Source organism: Halococcus dombrowskii, from assembly GCF_022870485.1.
GTDB lineage: Archaea > Halobacteriota > Halobacteria > Halobacteriales > Halococcaceae > Halococcus > Halococcus morrhuae.
Genome location: NZ_CP095005.1, coordinates 1,999,554 through 2,017,271, shown reverse-complemented (window position 1 = coordinate 2,017,271; position 17,718 = coordinate 1,999,554). Strand labels below are relative to the sequence as shown.

The window sequence follows — 17,718 nt, the reverse complement described above, 5'->3', positions numbered from 1 at the left end:
GGGACGTCGCTACGCTCGGCCGATAACGCCCGTCGCCGTGGCGACCTCGCGGGCGGCGCTCTCGTTCATCCCGTTGCCGAGGATCGTGTACCGATCGCGGATCTCGTGGGCGCTCGTGAGTGCCTCGATGATCGCCGCGTCGTTGATGCCGAGCTCGGCGGCGGTCGTCGGCGCGCCGAGGCCGGCGAGCGCGTCGCGGATGTTCGTCCATCTGCCCGCCTCGCCGCTGTGGAGGTACTCCGTCAGGATCGAGCCCACACCCACCTGATGACCGTGCAGCGCCGTGCCGGGGGCGATGCGGTCGAGCTGGTGGCTGAAGAGATGTTCGGCCCCGCTGGCCGGCCGCGAGGAGCCGGCGATCGACATCGCCACCCCGGAGGAAACGAGCGCCTTGACGACGACCCAGGCCGATTCCTCTAACCCTTGCTTGATCGAGCCGGCGTTGTCGACGAGCATCTCGGCGGTCATCTGGCTCAGTGCGCCAGCATACTCGGAGTATTCGACGTTCTGGAGACGGTGGGCGAGCTGCCAGTCGCGCACGGCCGTGTAGTTCGAGATGATGTCGGCACAGCCGGCGGTGGTGAGCTCCCAGGGCGCGTCGGCGATGATCTCGGTGTCGGCGACGACGGCGAGGGGCGGCTCGGCAGCCACGCTGTGGCGCGAGTCGCCCTCGGGGACCGACCCGCGCCCGGAGACGATGCCGTCGTGGCTCGCGGCCGTCGGCACCGAGACGAACCCCATGTCGAGCGAATCGCTCGCCATCTTCGCGATGTCGATCGGTTTGCCGCCGCCGACGCCGACGAGAAAGCCCGCCTCCTCGGCGCGGGCGGTCTCGATGACGCGCTCGACGGCCTCGAAACTCGCCTGCTCGACGACGACCGTCGCCGGCTCCATCCCGTTCGCGACGAAATCGTCGACGACGCGCTCGCCGGCGACTTCGCGGGCCGTCGGACTGGTCACGACGAGGGGATCGCCGGCCAAGTGGAGTTCGGCGATGGCCTCGGTCGTCTGCGGGAGCACGCCGTGGCCGACCACGACGTTGCGCGGCAGGCGGATCCACGTGGTCTTGTCGAACATGCCCCCTCTCGCCGCCGGGTCGGCAAACCGCTTTCCCTCCAGTCTCAGAGCGTGTCGAGAACCGAGAGCACGCGCTCTTCGGCCCCGCGGTCGGGGCCGTTCTCGCGGCCGGTGCGGTCGCTCGCGCGGTGCTCGTCGACCGTACGTGCGAGCGCTTCCTCGATCGGTGTCGCCTCCCAGCCGAGCGCCGAGAGCCGGTGGGTGTCGAGCACGTGCGGGTACGAGCGATACAGCGGGAAGTCGTCGAGCGCCAGATCGGCGGCAGCGAGTTCGCGCTCGTTCGCGGTCACGATATCCACCTCGGTGTCGAGCGCGTCGGCCGCGAGCTCGATCCACTCCGAGAGGATCGGCAACCGGCGGTCGCCGACGTTGTACGCCGCACCGGGGGTGCCCTCCTCGGCGACGACCCGCAGCGCGCGGGCCACGTCCTCGACGAAGACGAGGTGGCGCAGGCAGTCGCCGTCGCCGGGCACCAGCATGCGGTCGTGGTTATCGACCCGATCGAGCCAGTAGTCGAACCGTTCGGTGTAGTCGTGCGGACCGTAGACCACCGGCGGGCGTACGCTCATCGCCTCCGCACCGTCGGCAGCGGCGTCGCTCACGACGCGGTCAATTTCGGCCTTTCGCGGGCCGTAGGTCTCCTGTGAGTCGTCGGTCGCCTGCTCGGCGGTACAGTCGTGGAGTGCGGTCTCGCCCTCGCGTTTGGGGATCTCCTCGCTCCCGTAGGCCGCGCCGCTGGATATCACGACGTAGCGGCTGTCGTCGAACAGTTCGATCGCCGTCCGGACCTCGTCGGGATGGTAGGCCACGCAGTCGATGATGACGTCGGGATCGCGCTCGGCGGCGCGTTCGAGAGCAGCCCTCTCGGTGCGGTCGCCTTCGACGTGTTCGACGCGCTCCTCGAATGGATCGTCGTGGTTGCCGCGATTGAACACCGTGACCGCGTACCCGCTGTCGAGCAGTTCGGTGACGGTGTGGCGGCCGATGAACCGCGTGCCGCCGATGACGAGTGCGTTCATGCCGAAGCCACTCGTGGCCGGGACAAAAGTCGTCGGGAATCGGCGCTACCCGCTCGTTTGTCAGGGTCGGGGGAGCACGGAACACTGATACTGTCGGGCGAAATGTGTCGGGTATGCCCGGACCGGTGTTCCTCGACGGTGAGGCGATCGCGCTCAGAACGCCCGCGGAGGAGGACGTCGCGTTCCTCCAGCGCAACATGAACGACCCACGGGTGCGTCGCCCGATCGGATCGATCGGGCCGGCGAGCGAGAGCGACGAGGAGGAGTGGATCGAGAACGCCAACGAGGACGGTGTCTCGCTGCTCGTCTGTGTCGACGGCAACCCGATCGGGACGATCGGCCTTTCGGACGTCATGGAGACGTGGGGCTGTGCGGAGGTCGGCTACTGGCTGACGCCCGACGCGTGGGGTGAGGGCTATGCGACCGAAGCGACCGACTTGCTCGTCGAATACGGCTTCGACCAGCGCCGCCGCAACAAGATCGTCGCCCACGCCTTCGCCTTCAACGCGGGCTCGCGGCGCGTGCTCGAAAAGGTCGGCTTCGCCGAGGAGGGTGTCTTCAGAGAGGAGGCGTTCGTCGACGGCGAGTTCGTCGACGTCCATCGCTACGGCCTGCTGGCCGACGAGTACGAGTGAGTCAGAGCCCGAGTTCGCGCCCGATGACGAGATGTTGGATCTCCGATGTTCCCTCGCCGATCTCCATCAGTTTGGCGTCGCGATAGAACCGCTGTGGCGCGAAGTCGGTCGTGTAGCCGTAGCCACCGAGCACCTGGACGGCGTCCTCGGCGACTTCACGGCTGATCTCGCTCGCGTCGAGTTTCGCCAGCGCGCTCAGACGGCCGACGTCACCGCCGGCGTCGTAGGTCGTTGCGGCCTTTCGCGTGAGGAGGCGTGCGCGCTCGATCTTCCGGTCCATGTCGACGATCGTGTTCCGCACGGCATCGAACTCGGAGATCGGTTGATCGAACTGCTCGCGCTCGGTGGCGTACGATTTCGCGGCCTCGTAGGCACCCTGTGCCAGCCCGACCGAGAGCGCCGCGATCGAGATGCGCCCGCCGTCGAGCGTTTTCTTCGTCTGCTCCCAGCCCTCACCCTCCGCCCCCAGGAGGCGGTCCTCGGGGAGTCGGACGTCGTCGAGCTGGATCTCGCACGTCGGCGAGGCGTTGAGCCCCATCTTGTCCCAGATCGTCGTGACTTCGAACCCGTCGTCGTCAGGATCGACGATGAACGTCGAGATCCCGCCGTAGCCCGCCTCGGGATCGGTGACGGCTTTGACGAGCACGGAACCGGCCTCGCTCGCGTTCGTGATGAACTGCTTGGTGCCGTTGAGGACGTACTCGTCACCGTCTCTCTCCGCGCGGGTGTCCATGTCGCTGGCGTCGCTACCGCTGCTGGGTTCGGTGAGCGCCCAGCCACCCATCCGTTCGCCCTCGGCCAGCGGGCGAAGCCACTTCTCCTTCTGTTCGTGTGTGCCGAACAGTTCGAGCGGTTTCGACGCCAGCGAGACGTGGGCGGCGTAGGAGAGTCCGATCGATCCCGAGACGCGCCCGAGCTCCTCGGTGACGAGCGAGTACATGAGCTGATCGCCGCCGAGTCCCCCGTACTCCTCGCTGATCGGGACGCCCATCACGTCGAGTGCTCCCAGCTCGTCGAACACCTCGGCGGGGAAGCGGTGTTCGTCCTCGATCTCCTGGGCGAGCGGGCTGATCTCCTCCTCGCAGAACTCCCGGACCGTATCGCGCATCATCCGGTGCTCGTCGGGCAGATCGAAATTCATACCGCCACTACGATGGCTGGAGGATAAAACCCTCGGCAACGATCATTGTCGATCGGTCGCCGGACGCGGGGGTTTTACGCGCCCGTGTCCGAATTCGGCCGTGGCAGTCCGCCGATTCGTCCGCGGTCACGTCGAATGGCCGCGCCTCGAAGCCGTCTGTCGAGAGGTCGCAGCCCGGTACGGGCAGTCGACCGTCCGCGTGAACTTCCTCGACGGCAACAACTGGCTCTCGACGCCCTGCGTCGTCGACGATCGCTGGTTCGTCAAGATCATCAGCCCACAGAACGCGCTGGTCCACGCGCTGTTCACCGCCGGGCGAAACCTCGGGATGTTTTCGAGCGGCACCGAGGGTTTCTTCGAGCGCCTCGACAGCCCCCTGGAGATGGCCGAACACGAACTCGCCGCCACCCGCCGCATCCGCGAGATCGGCGTCAACGCGCCCGAGCCGATCGAGGCGTTCGGGCACGGCGATCTCGGCGTGGTCGTCCTCGAATATCTGCCCGCGTTCCGGACGCTCGCGGAGCTCTCGCCGGCGGAGACGGCGGCGATCGCGCCGGACCTCGTCGCGTCGCTCGCGCGGATGCACGCGGCGGGGTTCGGCCACGGCGACCTCCAGGCCGAAAACGTCCTCGTCGCCGACGGCGAACTATACTTTATCGATGCGACGAGCGTGCGCGAGGACGCCACCGTCGACGCGCGGTCGTACGATCTCGCGTGTGCGCTCGCGGTGCTCGAACCGACTCTCGGCGGGCGGGCGGCGGTCGATGTCGCCAGCGAGCAGTACAGTATCGAGGAGCTGCTCGCCGCCCGCGAGTTCGTCGATTTCGTCGGCGTGCGCCCCGATCACGATTTCGACGCCGCCGTTCTCCGTGCCGAGATCGAAAAGCGTGCGGCGTAGTCCCGTCCCGGTCATGACCGGGAACAGCTATACCCGAGCGCCGCCCCTGAAAGGGGTATGGCAGAGACCACGACACGGCGACCGCCGGGCGAGTTCGCCGACCTGCTCGGCCAGCTTCCGAGTGATCCAGGGAATCGCGAGTCGATCGCCGTCGAAGCGCCCGACACCGGCGACGAACTCGGCACGGTGCCTGCCCACACCGCGGCGGACGTGCGTGCGGCCACCGAACGCGCCGCCGACGCACAGGCGTCCTGGGCCGACCGCTCGTTCGACGAGCGCGCAGCTATCATCGATCGGTATCACGATCTCGTGCTCGATGAACAGGAAGAACTGCTCGATCTCGTCCAGCGCGAGAGCGGCAAGAGCCGGCGCGCAGCCTACGAGGAGCTGCTCGATATCGCCATCACGAGCCGCTACTACGCCTACCATGGCGACGAACACATCCAGTCACGTCGGCGTGCGGGCGCGATCCCGTTGCTGACGAAGACCGTCGAACACCACCATCCGAAGGGCGTCGTCGGGATCATCTCGCCGTGGAACTACCCCCTCACGCTCGCGGTCTCGGACGCGATCCCGGCGCTGCTCGCCGGCAATTCGGTCGTGCTCAAACCCGCGAAGGAGACACCGTTCACCGCACTGCGTGCCGTCTCGTTGCTCCGCGAGGCCGGCCTCCCCGACGACGTTTTCCAGATCGTCACCGGCCGTGGCTCGGAGATCGGCACGCCGCTCATCGAACAGTCGGACTATCTGATGTTCACCGGTAGCACCGAGACGGGGAGGACGGTGGCCGAACAGGCCGGTGCGAACCTCACCGACTGCTCGATGGAGCTCGGCGGGAAGAACCCGCTCCTCGTGTTCGACGACGCCGACCTCGGGAAAACCGTCGAGGGTGCCATCCGTGGCGCGTTCACCAACGCCGGCCAGCTCTGCATCTCGCTCGAACGGTTCTACGTCCAGTCGGGCGTCCGCGAGGCGTTCGAGCGGCGGTTCGTCGACGCGGTCGACGAGCTCGAACTCGGAACGAGCCTCGACTACGACGCCGACGTCGGTTCGCTGGCTTCGGCCGACCAGCTGGAGAAGGTCGAATCGCACGTCGAAGACGCCCGTGAGAAGGGGGCGACGGTGCTCACGGGTGGCGAGGCGCGGCCCGACGTCGGCCCGTATTTCTACGAACCGACGGTGCTGACCGACGTCACCGACGAGATGACCGTAGCGAGCGAGGAGACCTTCGGCCCCGTCGTCGCCATCCACGAGTTCGACGACGTGGGGGAGGCCATCGAGCTGGCGAACGACTCCGATCGCGGGCTGAACGCGAGCGTCTGGACCGAGGATTCCGACCTGGGCCACGCCGTCGCTCGCCGGATCGAGTGTGGCACCGTCAACATCAACGAGGGCTACGTGGCGACGTGGGCCTCGACCGACGCGCCGATGGGCGGGATGAAGGAGTCGGGGCTCGGCCGACGACACGGCCGCGAGGGGATTCGCAAATACACCGATGCACAGACGGTGGCCGAACAGCGTATCGCACCGATCGCCGCCCCATCCGGCGTTCCCGAGGAGCTCTACACCGCGGGGATGACGGCCGCGATGCGCGTGCTGAAGCGGATTCCCGGGCTTCGATAGCCGGATCCATCGACCCACCGGCTCGTCGCGGAGCCCGAAGAGAAGCGAAACGCGCAACCCCGGAACACGGCTACACGCATCCGATGGCTGATGCCGACACCGAACCGTCCCGACCCGTCCAGGGAGACTACCTCGATACGGTCGCAGAACGGCTCGAAAACTCCTACGACCTCGAACGCGATCGGTCGATCGAGGACACGACGTGGACGCTGTACGGCTGGCTCACGCTCGAACGCGAGAAGTATTTCCTCCATCCGACGGTCTCCTATGCCCGACACGACTCGGACGAACACCTCTTCGTCCGCCGGGTCGACGCGATCGACACCGAAACCCTCGACACGGCGATCGATCTCGGACATACTCTCGCGGACGACTGGATCGAGGCTGACGAACGCCACTACAGCACCGACCTCACGTTCGTCTTCGTCGCCCCGACGATCCCGGAAGCGGTGGCCGACCGCGTCGAGGGGTTCCGCGACCGAACGCTGCTCAAATACGGCTACTACGGCCACTACGAGGTAAACCTCGTCGTCGCTGCTCCACCCTCCGAGGAACTCGTCGCGAGCGAAAAGGCCGACGTCGCCGCGGCGTTTCGGACGTGGACACCGCCCGTCGAACGCGATCGTGGTCTCTTCGGCCGGCTCGCGGACACGATCTTCGACCGAGCCGATCGATAACGAAGACGAGTCGATTACTGGTCAGTGCCGCCGTCGGCGGCGGTGACGTCCTGCCCGCGGACGTCCCGGATGTTGCCGAGGCCCTGCCGGAACAGCGCGAGCGCGAGTACCAGAAGGATCGTCCCGATGACGATTTGCAGAGCGAGCGACCACGCTGCCGTCTCCGCGTTGCCGAGGATCAGCCCCTGATAGAGGTTCTGATAGAATTCGAGATAGACGAGCGCACAGACCGTCACGACAGACATCAGCACCATCGGCACCCCGGTCGAGACGAGCTGTTTGCCGTCGTCCCAGTTCGCCAACCAGACCGTCGCGGTGAGCAGCGCGAGCGCGGCGAGCAACTGGTTCGCGCTACCGAAGAGCTGCCAGAGCGGCGTCCACGTGCCCGAAGCGATCAGGACGTAGGCGACCAGACACTGGACGACGCTGTTGGCGTAGCGATTCGAGGCCACTTTCTGGGTCTTGGTCTCCGGCGTGCCGACGATCTCCTCGAAGAGATAGCGGCCGAGTCGGAGCGCGGTATCGGTCGAGGTGAGCAGAAAACTCACCATCACGAGCGCCATGAACGGTGCGCCGAAGCTCGCCGGGATCCCGAGGCTGCTCAGGATCACGCCGCCGCCACCCGCGAACTTCGGGAGCGCGAGTCCGACGCCGCCGGTGGCGTCGGCCGCGGTGACGCCCACGACCGCGACCGCCGACAGCGCGACGGTGGCGAGCAGCCCCTCGCCGAGCATTCCGCCGTAGCCGATCAGGCGGGCGTCGGTCTCGCGGTTGAGCTGTTTCGCGGTCGTCCCCGACGAGACGAGCGCGTGAAAACCGCTGATGGTTCCACAGGCGATCGTGACGAACAACATCGGGAACAGCGGGCTGGACGCCCCGAGCGTGCTGTTGCCGCCGAAGCCCGTGAACGCGGGAATGTTCGTCACGAGCGCTTCGTTCGCGCTGCCGAGCACCGTGCCGACGATGATCGCGACCAGCGCGCCGCCGACGCCGGCGTACAGCAGGAACGATGAGAGATAGTCACGCGGTTGCAGTAGCGTCCAGACGGGCAGGACGCTCGCGATGAACGAGTAGACCAGGACGATCGGGATCCACTGGGTCTGGCTGAGCTGGATCGGAAAGCGGAGCCCGACGAAGACGCTGGCGAACGTCAGGGCCACGAACAGCACGGTGCCGGGGATGAAGGGGAGATCGAACTGGTAGAGATAGACGCCGAAGACGAGTGCGAGTGCGATGTAGAGCATGCTCGCGGTCGCGGCGCTCGGAAACTCCTGGAACACCAGTCCGACGACGTAGGCGAACACCGCGACGACGAGGATGATCGTGAGGAAGGCGAACCAGAGCAGGAGGTCCTTGCTCTCCTCGCCGACGTACTCGCCGATGATCGAGCCGATCGATCGGCCCTCGTGGCGGAGACTGCCCGAGAGCGATACGAAGTCGTGTACTGCGCCCATCAGCGGGTTGCCAATGGCGATCCAGAGGACGGCCGGCAGCCAGCCCCAGAGGAGGCCGGCCGTGATCGGGCCGACGATCGGCGCACCGCCCGCGATGCTCGAAAAGTGATGGCCCAGGAGGACGGGTTTCTTCGCCGGAACGTACTCCTGTCCGTCCTCGTATTTGTGTGCCGGCGTCTCGGCGTCCTCGTCGAGCCCGACGAACTGGGCGAGATAGCGTGAATAGCCGATATAGCCGATACTGAACAGGACGAGTACGCCGACGACCAATCCGATGAGTGCAACCATATGTGCACGATACACTACTCAACTTTCATGATAAGGGTTTCCATACACTGTTCGATAGTATAGTGTGTGACAGTGTGAACGTCTATACCGCGGAATCAGTCTCGAACATCACTGAAATATGTCTGATCGAGACACTTTTCTCCGAACGTGGTTCGAGGAAAGACCCCGTACTGCTCGATCCCATCCGACGACGGATGACACACTCGGACAGCGCGACGTTTTTGTACCCGGCGGTCGCAATTCTTGCCGAGATGAGTCAACAGCTCAGCGAGCCGTCCCAACACTATGTCGACGGCGAATGGATCGACGGTGACGGCGCAGAGACCTTCGAGAGCACCAATCCCGCGACGGGCGAGAGCCTCGGCGAGTTCCAGCGCGGCACGGACGCGGACGTCGACCGTGCGCTCGCGGCCGCCGACGACGCCTTCGAGGAATGGTCCGGACTCTCCTACACCGATCGTGCGGAGTATCTCTGGGATATCTACCACGAGCTCAAGGAGCGCCACGAGGAACTCGGCGGGATCGTCTCCAAGGAGTGTGGCAAGGAGATCTCCGAAGGGAAGGCCGACGTCAACGAGGCGTGGGACATGGTCGAGTGGGCCGCCGCCGACGCCCGCCACCCCCACGGCGACGTCGTCCCCTCGGAGATCGCCGGCAAGGACGCCTACATGCGCCGCCAACCCCGCGGTGTGATCGGCTGTATCACGCCGTGGAACTTCCCGGTCGCCATTCCCTTCTGGCACATGGCTGTCTCGCTGGTCGAGGGGAACACCGTGGTCTGGAAACCCGCCGAACAGACGCCCTGGTGTGGCCAGGTCATCGCCGAGATGTTCGCGGAGACCGGAATTCCCGACGGCGTGTTCAACATGGTGCAGGGCTACGGCGACGCCGGCGAGGCGATCGTCGACGACGACCGCGTTCAGACCGTGCTGTTCACCGGCTCGGCCGAGGTCGGCCACGAGATCTCCGGCAAGGTCGGTGGCGAGGCCGGCAAGCTTGCGGCCTGCGAGATGGGTGGGAAGAACGGCATCGTGATCACCGACGAGGCCGACATGGAGACCGCCGTCCACTCGGCGGTGATGAGCTCGTTCAAGACGACGGGCCAGCGCTGTGTCTCCTCCGAGCGAATCATCGTCCACGAGGAGATCTACGACGAGTTCAAGGAGCAGTTCGTCGACATCGCCGAGGACGTCGCCGTCGGCGACCCCCTGGACGAAAACACGTTCATGGGGCCGCTGATCGAGGACGAACACAAGGAGAAAGTCACCGGCTACAACGAGCTCGCCTACGACGAGGACGTCGACGTGCTCGTCGATCGCACGGAACTCGACGAGAGTGAGATCCCCGAGGGCCACGAGGACGGCGTCTGGATCGGACCGTTCGTCTACGAGGCCGATCCCGATGCCGACCTCCGCGTCACCCACGAGGAAGTGTTCGGCCCGCACGTCGCGCTGATGCCCTACTCGGGCGACATCGAGAAGGCAGTCGCAATCCACAACGACACCGAATACGGGCTCGCCGGGGCGATCATCTCGGAGAACTACCACGAAATCAACTACTTCCGCGACAACGCCGAGATCGGGCTGGCCTACGGCAACCTCCCGTGTATCGGCGCGGAGATCCAGCTCCCGTTCGGCGGCGTGAAGAAATCGGGCAACGGCTACCCGAGCGCGCGCGAAATCATCGAAGCGGTCACCGAACGCACCGCCTGGACGCTCAACAACGCCGAGGGGATCCAGATGGCACAGGGTCTCTCGGCCGACATCACGACCAAAAACGACTGAGACGGCAGTTCGATTTTTCGTCAGTCGGCAGCGTTCGCGGCTGCATCGAGTTCGGCGATATCGTCTCCCTCCTCGACGAGTCGGCCGTAGCACTCCGCCGGCGGGCCGATCCACGCATCCAGCTCCAGCGCGCGCTCGATGAGCCGCCGGTAGAGCGTCCGGTATCCCGGGAAGTCGTCGCTCAGATAGCGTGGATGCCAGAGCACGGTCATCACCGCGTCGTTCGCGGCGGCCTCCGTGAGTAGTCGTTCGCAGGCGTCCCACGCCGATTCGAGGTCGTCGTGCTGTTCGAACAGCGCGACCTCCATCAGCGTCAGCGGAAACACGGTGAACTCGTCACCGAACGGGTGGATGGGATCGTAGCCGTGCACGAAACCGTAGTCGGTGCTCGATCCGAGCGAACTGTCGTAGGAGAGCCCGATCGTACGGTGGTGGTCCCACGTCGCGGGCACACGGTTGAGGAAATGCTGACGCCCCCCTTTCACCGGGTGGCCAAGCACCTGCTCGACGATCTTCTTCTCCGTCGCGAGGCGCTCGGGATCGTCGTCGGAGTCGTAAGAGCCATGCAAGCCGACTTCCCAGCCGCCCGCATCGAGCTCCTCGATGACCCTCGCCATCCGCGGGGCCGACACGTCGTAGCGCCCGAGATGTTCGATCCAGTAGCGCGGGCGCAGCCACTTCCGGAGGGAGCGGTTCCGGAGCCCGCGCTCGGAGAGGAAATAGAACGCCGAGCGCACGCCGAGCTCGTCCTCCAGCTCCATCAGCGAGTCGAACTGCCAGTAGGGGTTGACCTGGGGCGAGAGGTCCGCGAGCCGCGACGGATCGCGTTCGACCAGCGCGTCGGCGATCGACTGATAGCTCTTGTACGGGCGATCGACGTCGTGGGTGAGACAGAGAGCGAACTCAGCCATCGGTCTCTTCGAGCAGCGCGACCATCCGTTCGGCGGCGTCGCCGTCGCCGTAGAGCTCGGGCTTTTCGGGCAGCGTGATCTCCCGCTGGAGTTCGTGCTCGATCGCTTCCTCGTCGGCCCCTACCAACGTGTTCCAGCCGGCGTCGACAGTCTCGACCCACTCGGTCTCCTCGCGGAGAGTCACACAGGGCGTATCGAGGAAGAACGCCTCCTTCTGCACGCCGCCGGAGTCGGTGGCGACGCGTTCGGCCCCGTCGAGCAGGCGGACGAAATCGAGATAGCCCTGCGGTTCGATCACCGTCAGCTGTTCCTCGACCGTCTCGCGGAGCCCGTAAGTGTCGAGGCAGTCGGCCGTCCGCGGATGGATCGGGAGGACCACCTCGCGGTCAGCCGCGCCGAGCGCGCGCATGATCGCCGCGAGGCGCTCGCGGTCGTCGGTGTTGCCGGCGCGGTGGACAGTCGTGAGGACGTACTCGCCGGCGGTGAGATCGTGTTCGTCGAGCACCGTCGAGTGGTCGGCCGCGCGGGTGCGCGCCCAGAGGATGGCGTCGTACATCACGTCGCCGGTCAGATGGACGTTCTCGATCCCCTCCGTTTCGAGGTTCGTGACGCCGCGCTCGGTCGGCGCGAACAGGAGGTCGGAGACGTGATCGGTGAGGATGCGGTTGGTTTCCTCGGGCATCGCGTCGTTGTGACTCCGCAGGCCGGCCTCGACGTGGGCGAGGGGAGCGTCGGTCTTGGCGGTCACGAGCGCGCCCGCGAGCGTGGAGTTGGTGTCGCCGTAGACGACGATCGTATCGGGCTCCTCGCGCTCGATGAGTTCGCCGAAGCGCGTCACCATCTCGCCGGTCTGCTGGCCGTGCGTGCCGGAGCCGACGCCGAGGTTGTACTCCGGGGTCGGAATGTCGAGCTCCTCGAAGAACACCTCCGACATCGCCTCGCTGTAGTGTTGACCGGTGTGGACGAGCACCTCCTCGTGGCGATCGGCGAGCGCGCGCGAGACGGGGAACGCCTTGATGAACTGCGGGCGCGCACCGACGAGCGAGACGACTTTCATCGTCCCTCCTGGTCGGCATGGGTCGTCTCATCGTACTGTGGCACGCGCAGCCCCTCGTTCGTCTCCAGATCGTAGGCCATCCCGACCGCGATCGCGATCACGCCGACGATGAGCAACAGCAGGGACAGCGCGCCCTGGACGAACCCCACTCCGCTGTCGATCAGCGTCCCGAGCGTGAACAGCCCGCCGAGCGCGCCGCCGATCGCACTGGCGATGCCGGCCGAATAGAGCAGAATGAGCGGGTGGAAATCGTGGATCACGTAGCGGGCCACCAGCCGGCGGGTGAAGTTGCGCGCGAGCAGCACCGAGAGTCGCGGCACGAACGACGAGTAGCGAATGCCGCTTTGCTCCTCGCCGTAGACCGCCGGATGGGAGACATCGGCAACGCGAAACTGATGGATGTTGAGCGTCGTGAGCATGTCGTTCAGAAAGCCGTAATCGTCGTACAGACCGTCGATATCGATGCGTGCGAGCGCGTCGCCCGAGATCGCCGTGAAGCCGTTCTGTGGGTCGCTCATCCCCCAGTAGCCGCTCGAAATCTTGGTGAGGTAGGTGAGCAACGAGTTACCGAAAAACCGCCAGTTCGACATCTGCTTGCGGTCGCGGTGGAGCAGGCGCGTCCCCTTCGCGTAGTCGGCCCATCCCTCCGCGACCGGCTCGACGATGCGCGCGAGCATGTCGGGGTTCATCTGTCCGTCGGCGTCCATCACCGCCACGACGTCGATATCGTCGTCGAGGGCGTGGCGATAGCCGGTCTTGGTCGCGCCGCCACGGCCGTGGTTGGTTTCGTGGCGGATCGGCTCGACGACCCCCTCGAAGGTCGCGCCGCCGTCGGCGAGCGTCGTCGCCTCTCGACGGCTGCGGTTGGCGCGTTCGGCGTGGCGCTGGATCTCCGCCCAGGTGTCGTCGGTCGAGCAGTCGTCGACAGCGTAGACGCGATCGACGTACGCCGGCAGAGTCTCGATGACCCGCCCGACGAACGCCTCCTCGTTGTGGGCCGGAATGACGACGCCCACGCGCTTCTCGTTATACATCGCGACCGCTCCCTATCGTGTACACCCTGTGTGGGCTGTCTGATAAATCAAGCGCTCCGCGCCCATCGACGACGACCAGCGGCGAGGAGAAGGCCAGCCAGTCGATCCGCTCGAACGCCTCGTGTGGCGTCACCATGACGACGCCGTCGATCGCGCGATCGGTGATCGCATGCGTGGCAACGGGTGTCGCGTCGAACTCGCTGAAATCGTCGATCAGCGGGTCCGCACAGAGCACGTCGGCCCCAGAGTCAGAAAGTCCGTCGATGATGGGGCCGGCGGGCGTCGCGGCGGTCTCGGCGACGCCGGGTCGGTAGGCGACGCCCAGGACGAGCACCGTCGTCTCGGCCAGAGAGCGCCCCTCGGCCTCGAACTCTTCGCGGAGTTTGCGCACCGTAAACCCTGGCATGCTGTCGTTGACCGCGCGCGCCGTCCGGAGCAGCGGCGCGTCCTCGGCGCGGTCGTTCGCGAGGAAGTAGGGGTAGTAGGGGATGCAATGGCCGCCGACGCCCGCGCCGGGGTCGTGGATCTCACAGAACGGCTGGGTGTTGGCGGTCGCGATCGCCTCGCGCACGTCGATCCCGAGCTCGTCGGTGAACCGCGCCAGCTCGTTGGCGAGGGCGATGTTCACGTCGCGATAGACACCTTCGAACAGCTTCACCGCTTCGGCCGTCGTCGCGTCCGCGACGGTGATGACGCCCTTCGCGTTGAGCTGTTCGTAGATGGTGTGCGCCGCCTGCGTGCTCTCGTCGTCGATCCCGCCGACGACTTTCGGGTAGGCACCCCTGATGTCTTCGAGCGCGCGCCCGCTCGACGTGCGCTCGGGACAGAAGGCGACGCCGAACTCGTCGGCCGAGAGATCGCTCTCGGCTTCGAGCAGGGGTGCGACGACCTCCCGGCAGGTCTTGGGCGGCACCGTACACTCGACGACGACGAGATCGCCCGTCGACAGTCCCGAGGCGACGTCCCGTATTACGGATTCGAGGATCGAGACGTCGGGATCGTTTCCCTCGGTGAGTCGCGTCGGGACGATGACGACGTGAACCGACGCTTCCGCGGCCGCCGTGCGGTTGTCGGTCGCTCGGAGGGCGTCGTTAGCGACGAGCCGTTCGACGAGTGCGTCGAGGCCCGGTTCGCCCTCGACGTGGCACTCGCCGCGATCGATCCCGTCGACGACCGCCTCGTCGGCGTCAGCGCCGATGACGTTGCCACAGACCTCGGCGTACGCCGCCGCCAGCGGCAGCCCCATCTTCCCGAGCCCGTACACTCCGACGGGAATTGCCCCGTCCCGAAACGCTTCGCGCATGCGCTCGCGTGCGCCGCCGTAGGGCGCGACGGACTCGGCACGACTCATCGGACCTCTGCCTCCATGCGATCGTCGGCCAGCCGGTCGATCCGGCGGGCGACCGACAGCGCGCGGAGGCCGTCCTCGGCAGTCACGAGCGGCGACGTCCGTTCGCGGACGCAGTCGACGAACGAGGCCAGCTCCTCCTTGAGCGGCTCGCCGCTGTCGACCATCGGCCGCTCGACGACGCCCTCGTGGCGGTAGTGCATCCCGCTCTTTCGCTCGACGTATTCGGGTAGCGAGTGGCGGTGGATGGCGACCGAACGGTCGATGTAGTCGACGGCGATCCAGCACTCGCGGGTCGTGATCGAGAGCTGTCTGATCTTCTTCTGGGTGACGCGACTCGCGGTGAGGCTGGCGACGACGCCGCCGTCGAAGCGCAGTTGGGCGTCGATATAGCGGTTCTCCTCGGCACCGAGGGCGCTCACAGTTGTAACGTCCTCGCCGATGAGCGAGAGCACCACGTCGATGTCGTGGATCATCAGGTCCATCACGGCGTTGTCCGCGATGGTGCGCTCGCGCGGCGAGCCGAGCCGCTGGGCGTCGATCGCGATGATCTCCTGTTCGTCGAGGATCTCGGCGACGGCGCGCACGGCCGGGTTGAACCGCTCGATGTGGCCGACCTGGATGACGGCACCGCGTTCGTGTGCCAGATCGGCGAGCTCTTGGCCGGTCTCCGGATCGGCGACGAACGGCTTCTCGACGAGCACGTCGACGCCCGCCTCGATGCACTCACGGGCGAGTGCGGCGTGGTGGGCCGTCGGCACCGCGATCGAGACCGCGTCGGCGTGATCGAGCAGCTCCGCCCGCGAACGCGCCTGGGTGCCGTGGCTCGCGGCGATCTCGCACGCCCGGTCGGCGTCGGTATCGGCGACGCCCACGAGCTCGACGTCCGGCAGTTCGGCGTAGACGCGCGCATGGTTCTGACCCATGCTGCCGACGCCGATGACGCCGACCCGCGTCGGCGCTGTACTCACTCGACCACCTCCGTGGCGATAGCGTTCACGATGTCCGTCAGGTCCGATGGGGAGAGGTTTGGATGTACCGGTAGCGAGAGCACTTCTCGGCTCGCGCGCTCGGCGACCGGCAGCGAACGCTCGATGTCGCTGTAGGCCGGCTGCTCGTGGATCGGGATCGGGTAGTAGATCCCGCTGCCGATGTCGGCTGCGTCGAGCGCCGCTTCGATCTCGTCACGGTGCTCGCTACGGATCGTATATTGGTGGTAGACGTGGCGTCGATCGTCGGGCTCGATGGGCGTGTCGAGAGCGTCGGGCAGTTCGTCGGTGAGCCGTTCGGCGTTCGCGCGCCGTGTCTCGTTGTACTCCGGCAACCGATCGAGCTGGACACGGCCGATGGCTGCGAGCACGCTCGTCAGTCGGTAGTTCTGGCCGACGGCGTGGTGTTCGTAGCTGTCACCATCGGGATCGCGGCCGTGGTTGATGAAGCTCGCCGCGCGTTCGGCGACGTCAGCGTCGTCGGTGAGCACCATCCCGCCCTCGCCGGTGGTCATGTTCTTCGTCGGATAGAACGAGAAACAGGCCGCGTCGCCGAACGAGCCAACGCGCTTGCCGTTGAATTCGGCACCGTGAGCCTGTGCGGCGTCCTCGATTACAAGGAGATCGTGTTCGTCGGCGATCTCCAAGAGATGATCCATTGCGGCCGGCAGCCCGTAGAGATGGACGGGCATGATCGCGTCCACGTCGCGCTCGCGGACGATCGCCTCGACGGCGTGGGGATCGATCGTGTAGGTTTCGGGATCGATGTCGGCGAAGATTGGTTCAGCGCCCGCCAGCCGGATGGCGTTCGCGCTGGCGATCATCGAGAACGGCGTCGTCACTACGGTGTCGCCCGGCCCGAGACCGAGCGCCTCGACGGCCGTGTGAAGCGCGGTCGTGCCGTTGGTCGTCGCCACGCCGTGGGACGCACCGCAAAAATCGGCGAACTCCTCCTCGAAGGCGCGAACTTCGGGGCCGTCGGCGAACTGGCCGCTGTCGAGAACGTCCATGACGCGTTCCTTCTCGCGCTCGCCGAGTTCTGGGTCGGCTATCGGGATCATAGCTGGTTGGCTCCTGTGAGGTCTTCCGGCAATGGTTCGTGGCGTGCGGGGACGCCGACCGCCAGCGTCTCCGGCGGGACGTCTTCCGCGACGACCGCGCCGGCGGCGACGAACGCGCCCTCGCCGACGGTTACGTCAGGCAGTAGCGTCGCGTTCGCGCCGATCGAGACGTCGTCTTCGAGCGTCGGGCCGACGAGGTCGGCCTCACGGCGCAGGGGGTGGGGATCGTTCGTGAGCACCGCGCGCGGCCCGACGAACACCCGATCGCCGATCGTCGTTTCGGTCGGGACGTACACCCCGGTCTGGAGGCTCACGTGTGAGCCGATCGTCGACGAGCCGTCGATGGTGGTGTCGGTGCCGACGAGCACGTCGTCGCCGACGGTCGTCTTCTCACGAACGACGGCGTTGTGACCGGTGGTGAACTCGTCGCCGATCGAGCTGTCGGCGTAGACGATGGTGCCCTCGCGCACCGTCGCGTCGTCGCCGATCGTAGCGGGCGGGGCGTCGGCGTCGTGGACGTAGCCGACGGTCGCGCCGTCGTCGATACGACTGTTCGCACCGAGGCGTGCGCGCGTCTCGTCGCTCATCGGGGATCTCCGGGCGTCGGTCGGCCGGCCGTCGTGCCGTCGGACGGACGGGCGGCGGGGTCCGTTCCGGTGGCGAGGCCGTCTTCAGCGGTCGTGTCGTCTGTGGTATGGTCTGTCATTCGATGGAGGTGGGTG

At 66.5% G+C, this 17,718-nt stretch carries 17 protein-coding genes; 5 read left to right on the top strand and 12 right to left on the bottom strand.

The genetic code is table 11. The features are described from left to right. Positions 1-9: 9 nt before the first annotated feature. A complete protein-coding gene (locus MUK72_RS10390; protein WP_244699957.1) occupies positions 10-1,077 on the bottom strand; it encodes an NAD(P)-dependent glycerol-1-phosphate dehydrogenase in 1,068 nt (355 codons plus the stop codon). A 44-nt stretch (positions 1,078-1,121) separates the two neighbouring features. Further along, on the bottom strand, positions 1,122-2,096 hold the full coding sequence (locus MUK72_RS10385; RefSeq protein WP_244699940.1) for an NAD-dependent epimerase/dehydratase family protein: 975 nt from the start codon (positions 2,094-2,096) through the stop codon (positions 1,122-1,124). A gap of 113 nt (positions 2,097-2,209) precedes the next feature. Between MUK72_RS10385 and MUK72_RS10380 the strand changes: the two genes are divergently transcribed. Then, positions 2,210-2,731 (top strand): GNAT family N-acetyltransferase, encoded by a 522-nt coding sequence (locus MUK72_RS10380; protein WP_244699937.1) that lies wholly within the window; start codon positions 2,210-2,212, stop codon positions 2,729-2,731. 1 nt (position 2,732) lies between these two features. Here the strand turns inward: MUK72_RS10380 and MUK72_RS10375 are convergent, their stop codons facing one another. Further along, the gene (locus tag MUK72_RS10375) at positions 2,733-3,872 is read right to left on the bottom strand and encodes an acyl-CoA dehydrogenase family protein (protein ID WP_004052058.1); all 1,140 of its coding nucleotides are present in this window, start codon (positions 3,870-3,872) and stop codon (positions 2,733-2,735) included. A gap of 100 nt (positions 3,873-3,972) precedes the next feature. On the opposite strand from MUK72_RS10375, the gene MUK72_RS10370 reads away from it, so the two are divergent. From MUK72_RS10370 to MUK72_RS10360, 3 genes are all read left to right on the top strand, one after another. Next, entirely contained in the window at positions 3,973-4,770 is a 798-nt protein-coding gene (locus MUK72_RS10370; RefSeq protein WP_244699934.1) for an RIO1 family regulatory kinase/ATPase domain-containing protein, read from the top strand. Between the two features lie 57 nt (positions 4,771-4,827). Then, complete coding sequence (locus tag MUK72_RS10365; RefSeq protein WP_244699931.1) at positions 4,828-6,393, top strand: succinic semialdehyde dehydrogenase; 1,566 nt, start codon at positions 4,828-4,830, stop codon at positions 6,391-6,393. 83 nt (positions 6,394-6,476) lie between these two features. Next, entirely contained in the window at positions 6,477-7,070 is a 594-nt protein-coding gene (locus MUK72_RS10360) for a DUF8052 family protein (RefSeq protein WP_244699917.1), read from the top strand. Positions 7,071-7,084: 14 nt separating this feature from the next. On the opposite strand, the gene MUK72_RS10355 is transcribed toward MUK72_RS10360, so the two are convergent. Continuing rightward, positions 7,085-8,812 carry a carbon starvation CstA family protein gene (locus MUK72_RS10355; RefSeq protein ID WP_244699914.1) on the bottom strand — a complete coding sequence of 576 codons (1,728 nt, stop codon included), beginning with the start codon at positions 8,810-8,812 and terminating at the stop codon, positions 7,085-7,087. A gap of 251 nt (positions 8,813-9,063) precedes the next feature. Here MUK72_RS10355 and MUK72_RS10350 point away from each other — a divergent pair, with 251 nt between their 5' ends. Continuing rightward, positions 9,064-10,596, top strand: coding sequence for an aldehyde dehydrogenase family protein (locus MUK72_RS10350; protein WP_244699911.1), 1,533 nt, complete (start codon positions 9,064-9,066; stop codon positions 10,594-10,596). A 20-nt stretch (positions 10,597-10,616) separates the two neighbouring features. Here MUK72_RS10350 and MUK72_RS10345 read toward each other — a convergent pair whose 3' ends face one another. The 8 genes from MUK72_RS10345 to MUK72_RS20215 are packed head-to-tail and all read right to left on the bottom strand — an operon-like array spanning position 10,617 to position 17,702. Continuing rightward, on the bottom strand, positions 10,617-11,507 hold the full coding sequence (locus MUK72_RS10345; RefSeq protein ID WP_244699908.1) for a polysaccharide deacetylase family protein: 891 nt from the start codon (positions 11,505-11,507) through the stop codon (positions 10,617-10,619). After that, positions 11,500-12,564 carry a non-hydrolyzing UDP-N-acetylglucosamine 2-epimerase gene (gene wecB / locus MUK72_RS10340; RefSeq protein WP_244699905.1) on the bottom strand — a complete coding sequence of 355 codons (1,065 nt, stop codon included), beginning with the start codon at positions 12,562-12,564 and terminating at the stop codon, positions 11,500-11,502. The genes MUK72_RS10345 and wecB overlap by 8 nt, the downstream gene beginning before the upstream one ends. Further along, positions 12,561-13,598 (bottom strand): glycosyltransferase, encoded by a 1,038-nt coding sequence (locus MUK72_RS10335; RefSeq protein WP_244699902.1) that lies wholly within the window; start codon positions 13,596-13,598, stop codon positions 12,561-12,563. Before MUK72_RS10335 ends, wecB begins: the two co-directional genes overlap by 4 nt. Then, complete coding sequence (locus tag MUK72_RS10330; RefSeq protein ID WP_244699899.1) at positions 13,591-14,949, bottom strand: nucleotide sugar dehydrogenase; 1,359 nt, start codon at positions 14,947-14,949, stop codon at positions 13,591-13,593. The genes MUK72_RS10335 and MUK72_RS10330 overlap by 8 nt, the downstream gene beginning before the upstream one ends. Continuing rightward, positions 14,946-15,917, bottom strand: a complete 972-nt coding sequence (locus MUK72_RS10325; RefSeq protein ID WP_244699884.1) for a Gfo/Idh/MocA family protein — start codon at positions 15,915-15,917, stop codon at positions 14,946-14,948. The genes MUK72_RS10330 and MUK72_RS10325 overlap by 4 nt, the downstream gene beginning before the upstream one ends. After that, a complete protein-coding gene (locus MUK72_RS10320; protein WP_244699881.1) occupies positions 15,914-16,996 on the bottom strand; it encodes a DegT/DnrJ/EryC1/StrS family aminotransferase in 1,083 nt (360 codons plus the stop codon). The genes MUK72_RS10325 and MUK72_RS10320 overlap by 4 nt, the downstream gene beginning before the upstream one ends. Further along, positions 16,993-17,583, bottom strand: a complete 591-nt coding sequence (locus MUK72_RS10315) for an acyltransferase (protein WP_244699878.1) — start codon at positions 17,581-17,583, stop codon at positions 16,993-16,995. Before MUK72_RS10315 ends, MUK72_RS10320 begins: the two co-directional genes overlap by 4 nt. Next, positions 17,580-17,702, bottom strand: a complete 123-nt coding sequence (locus tag MUK72_RS20215; RefSeq protein ID WP_280518299.1) for a hypothetical protein — start codon at positions 17,700-17,702, stop codon at positions 17,580-17,582. Before MUK72_RS20215 ends, MUK72_RS10315 begins: the two co-directional genes overlap by 4 nt. Positions 17,703-17,718 lie beyond the last annotated feature (16 nt).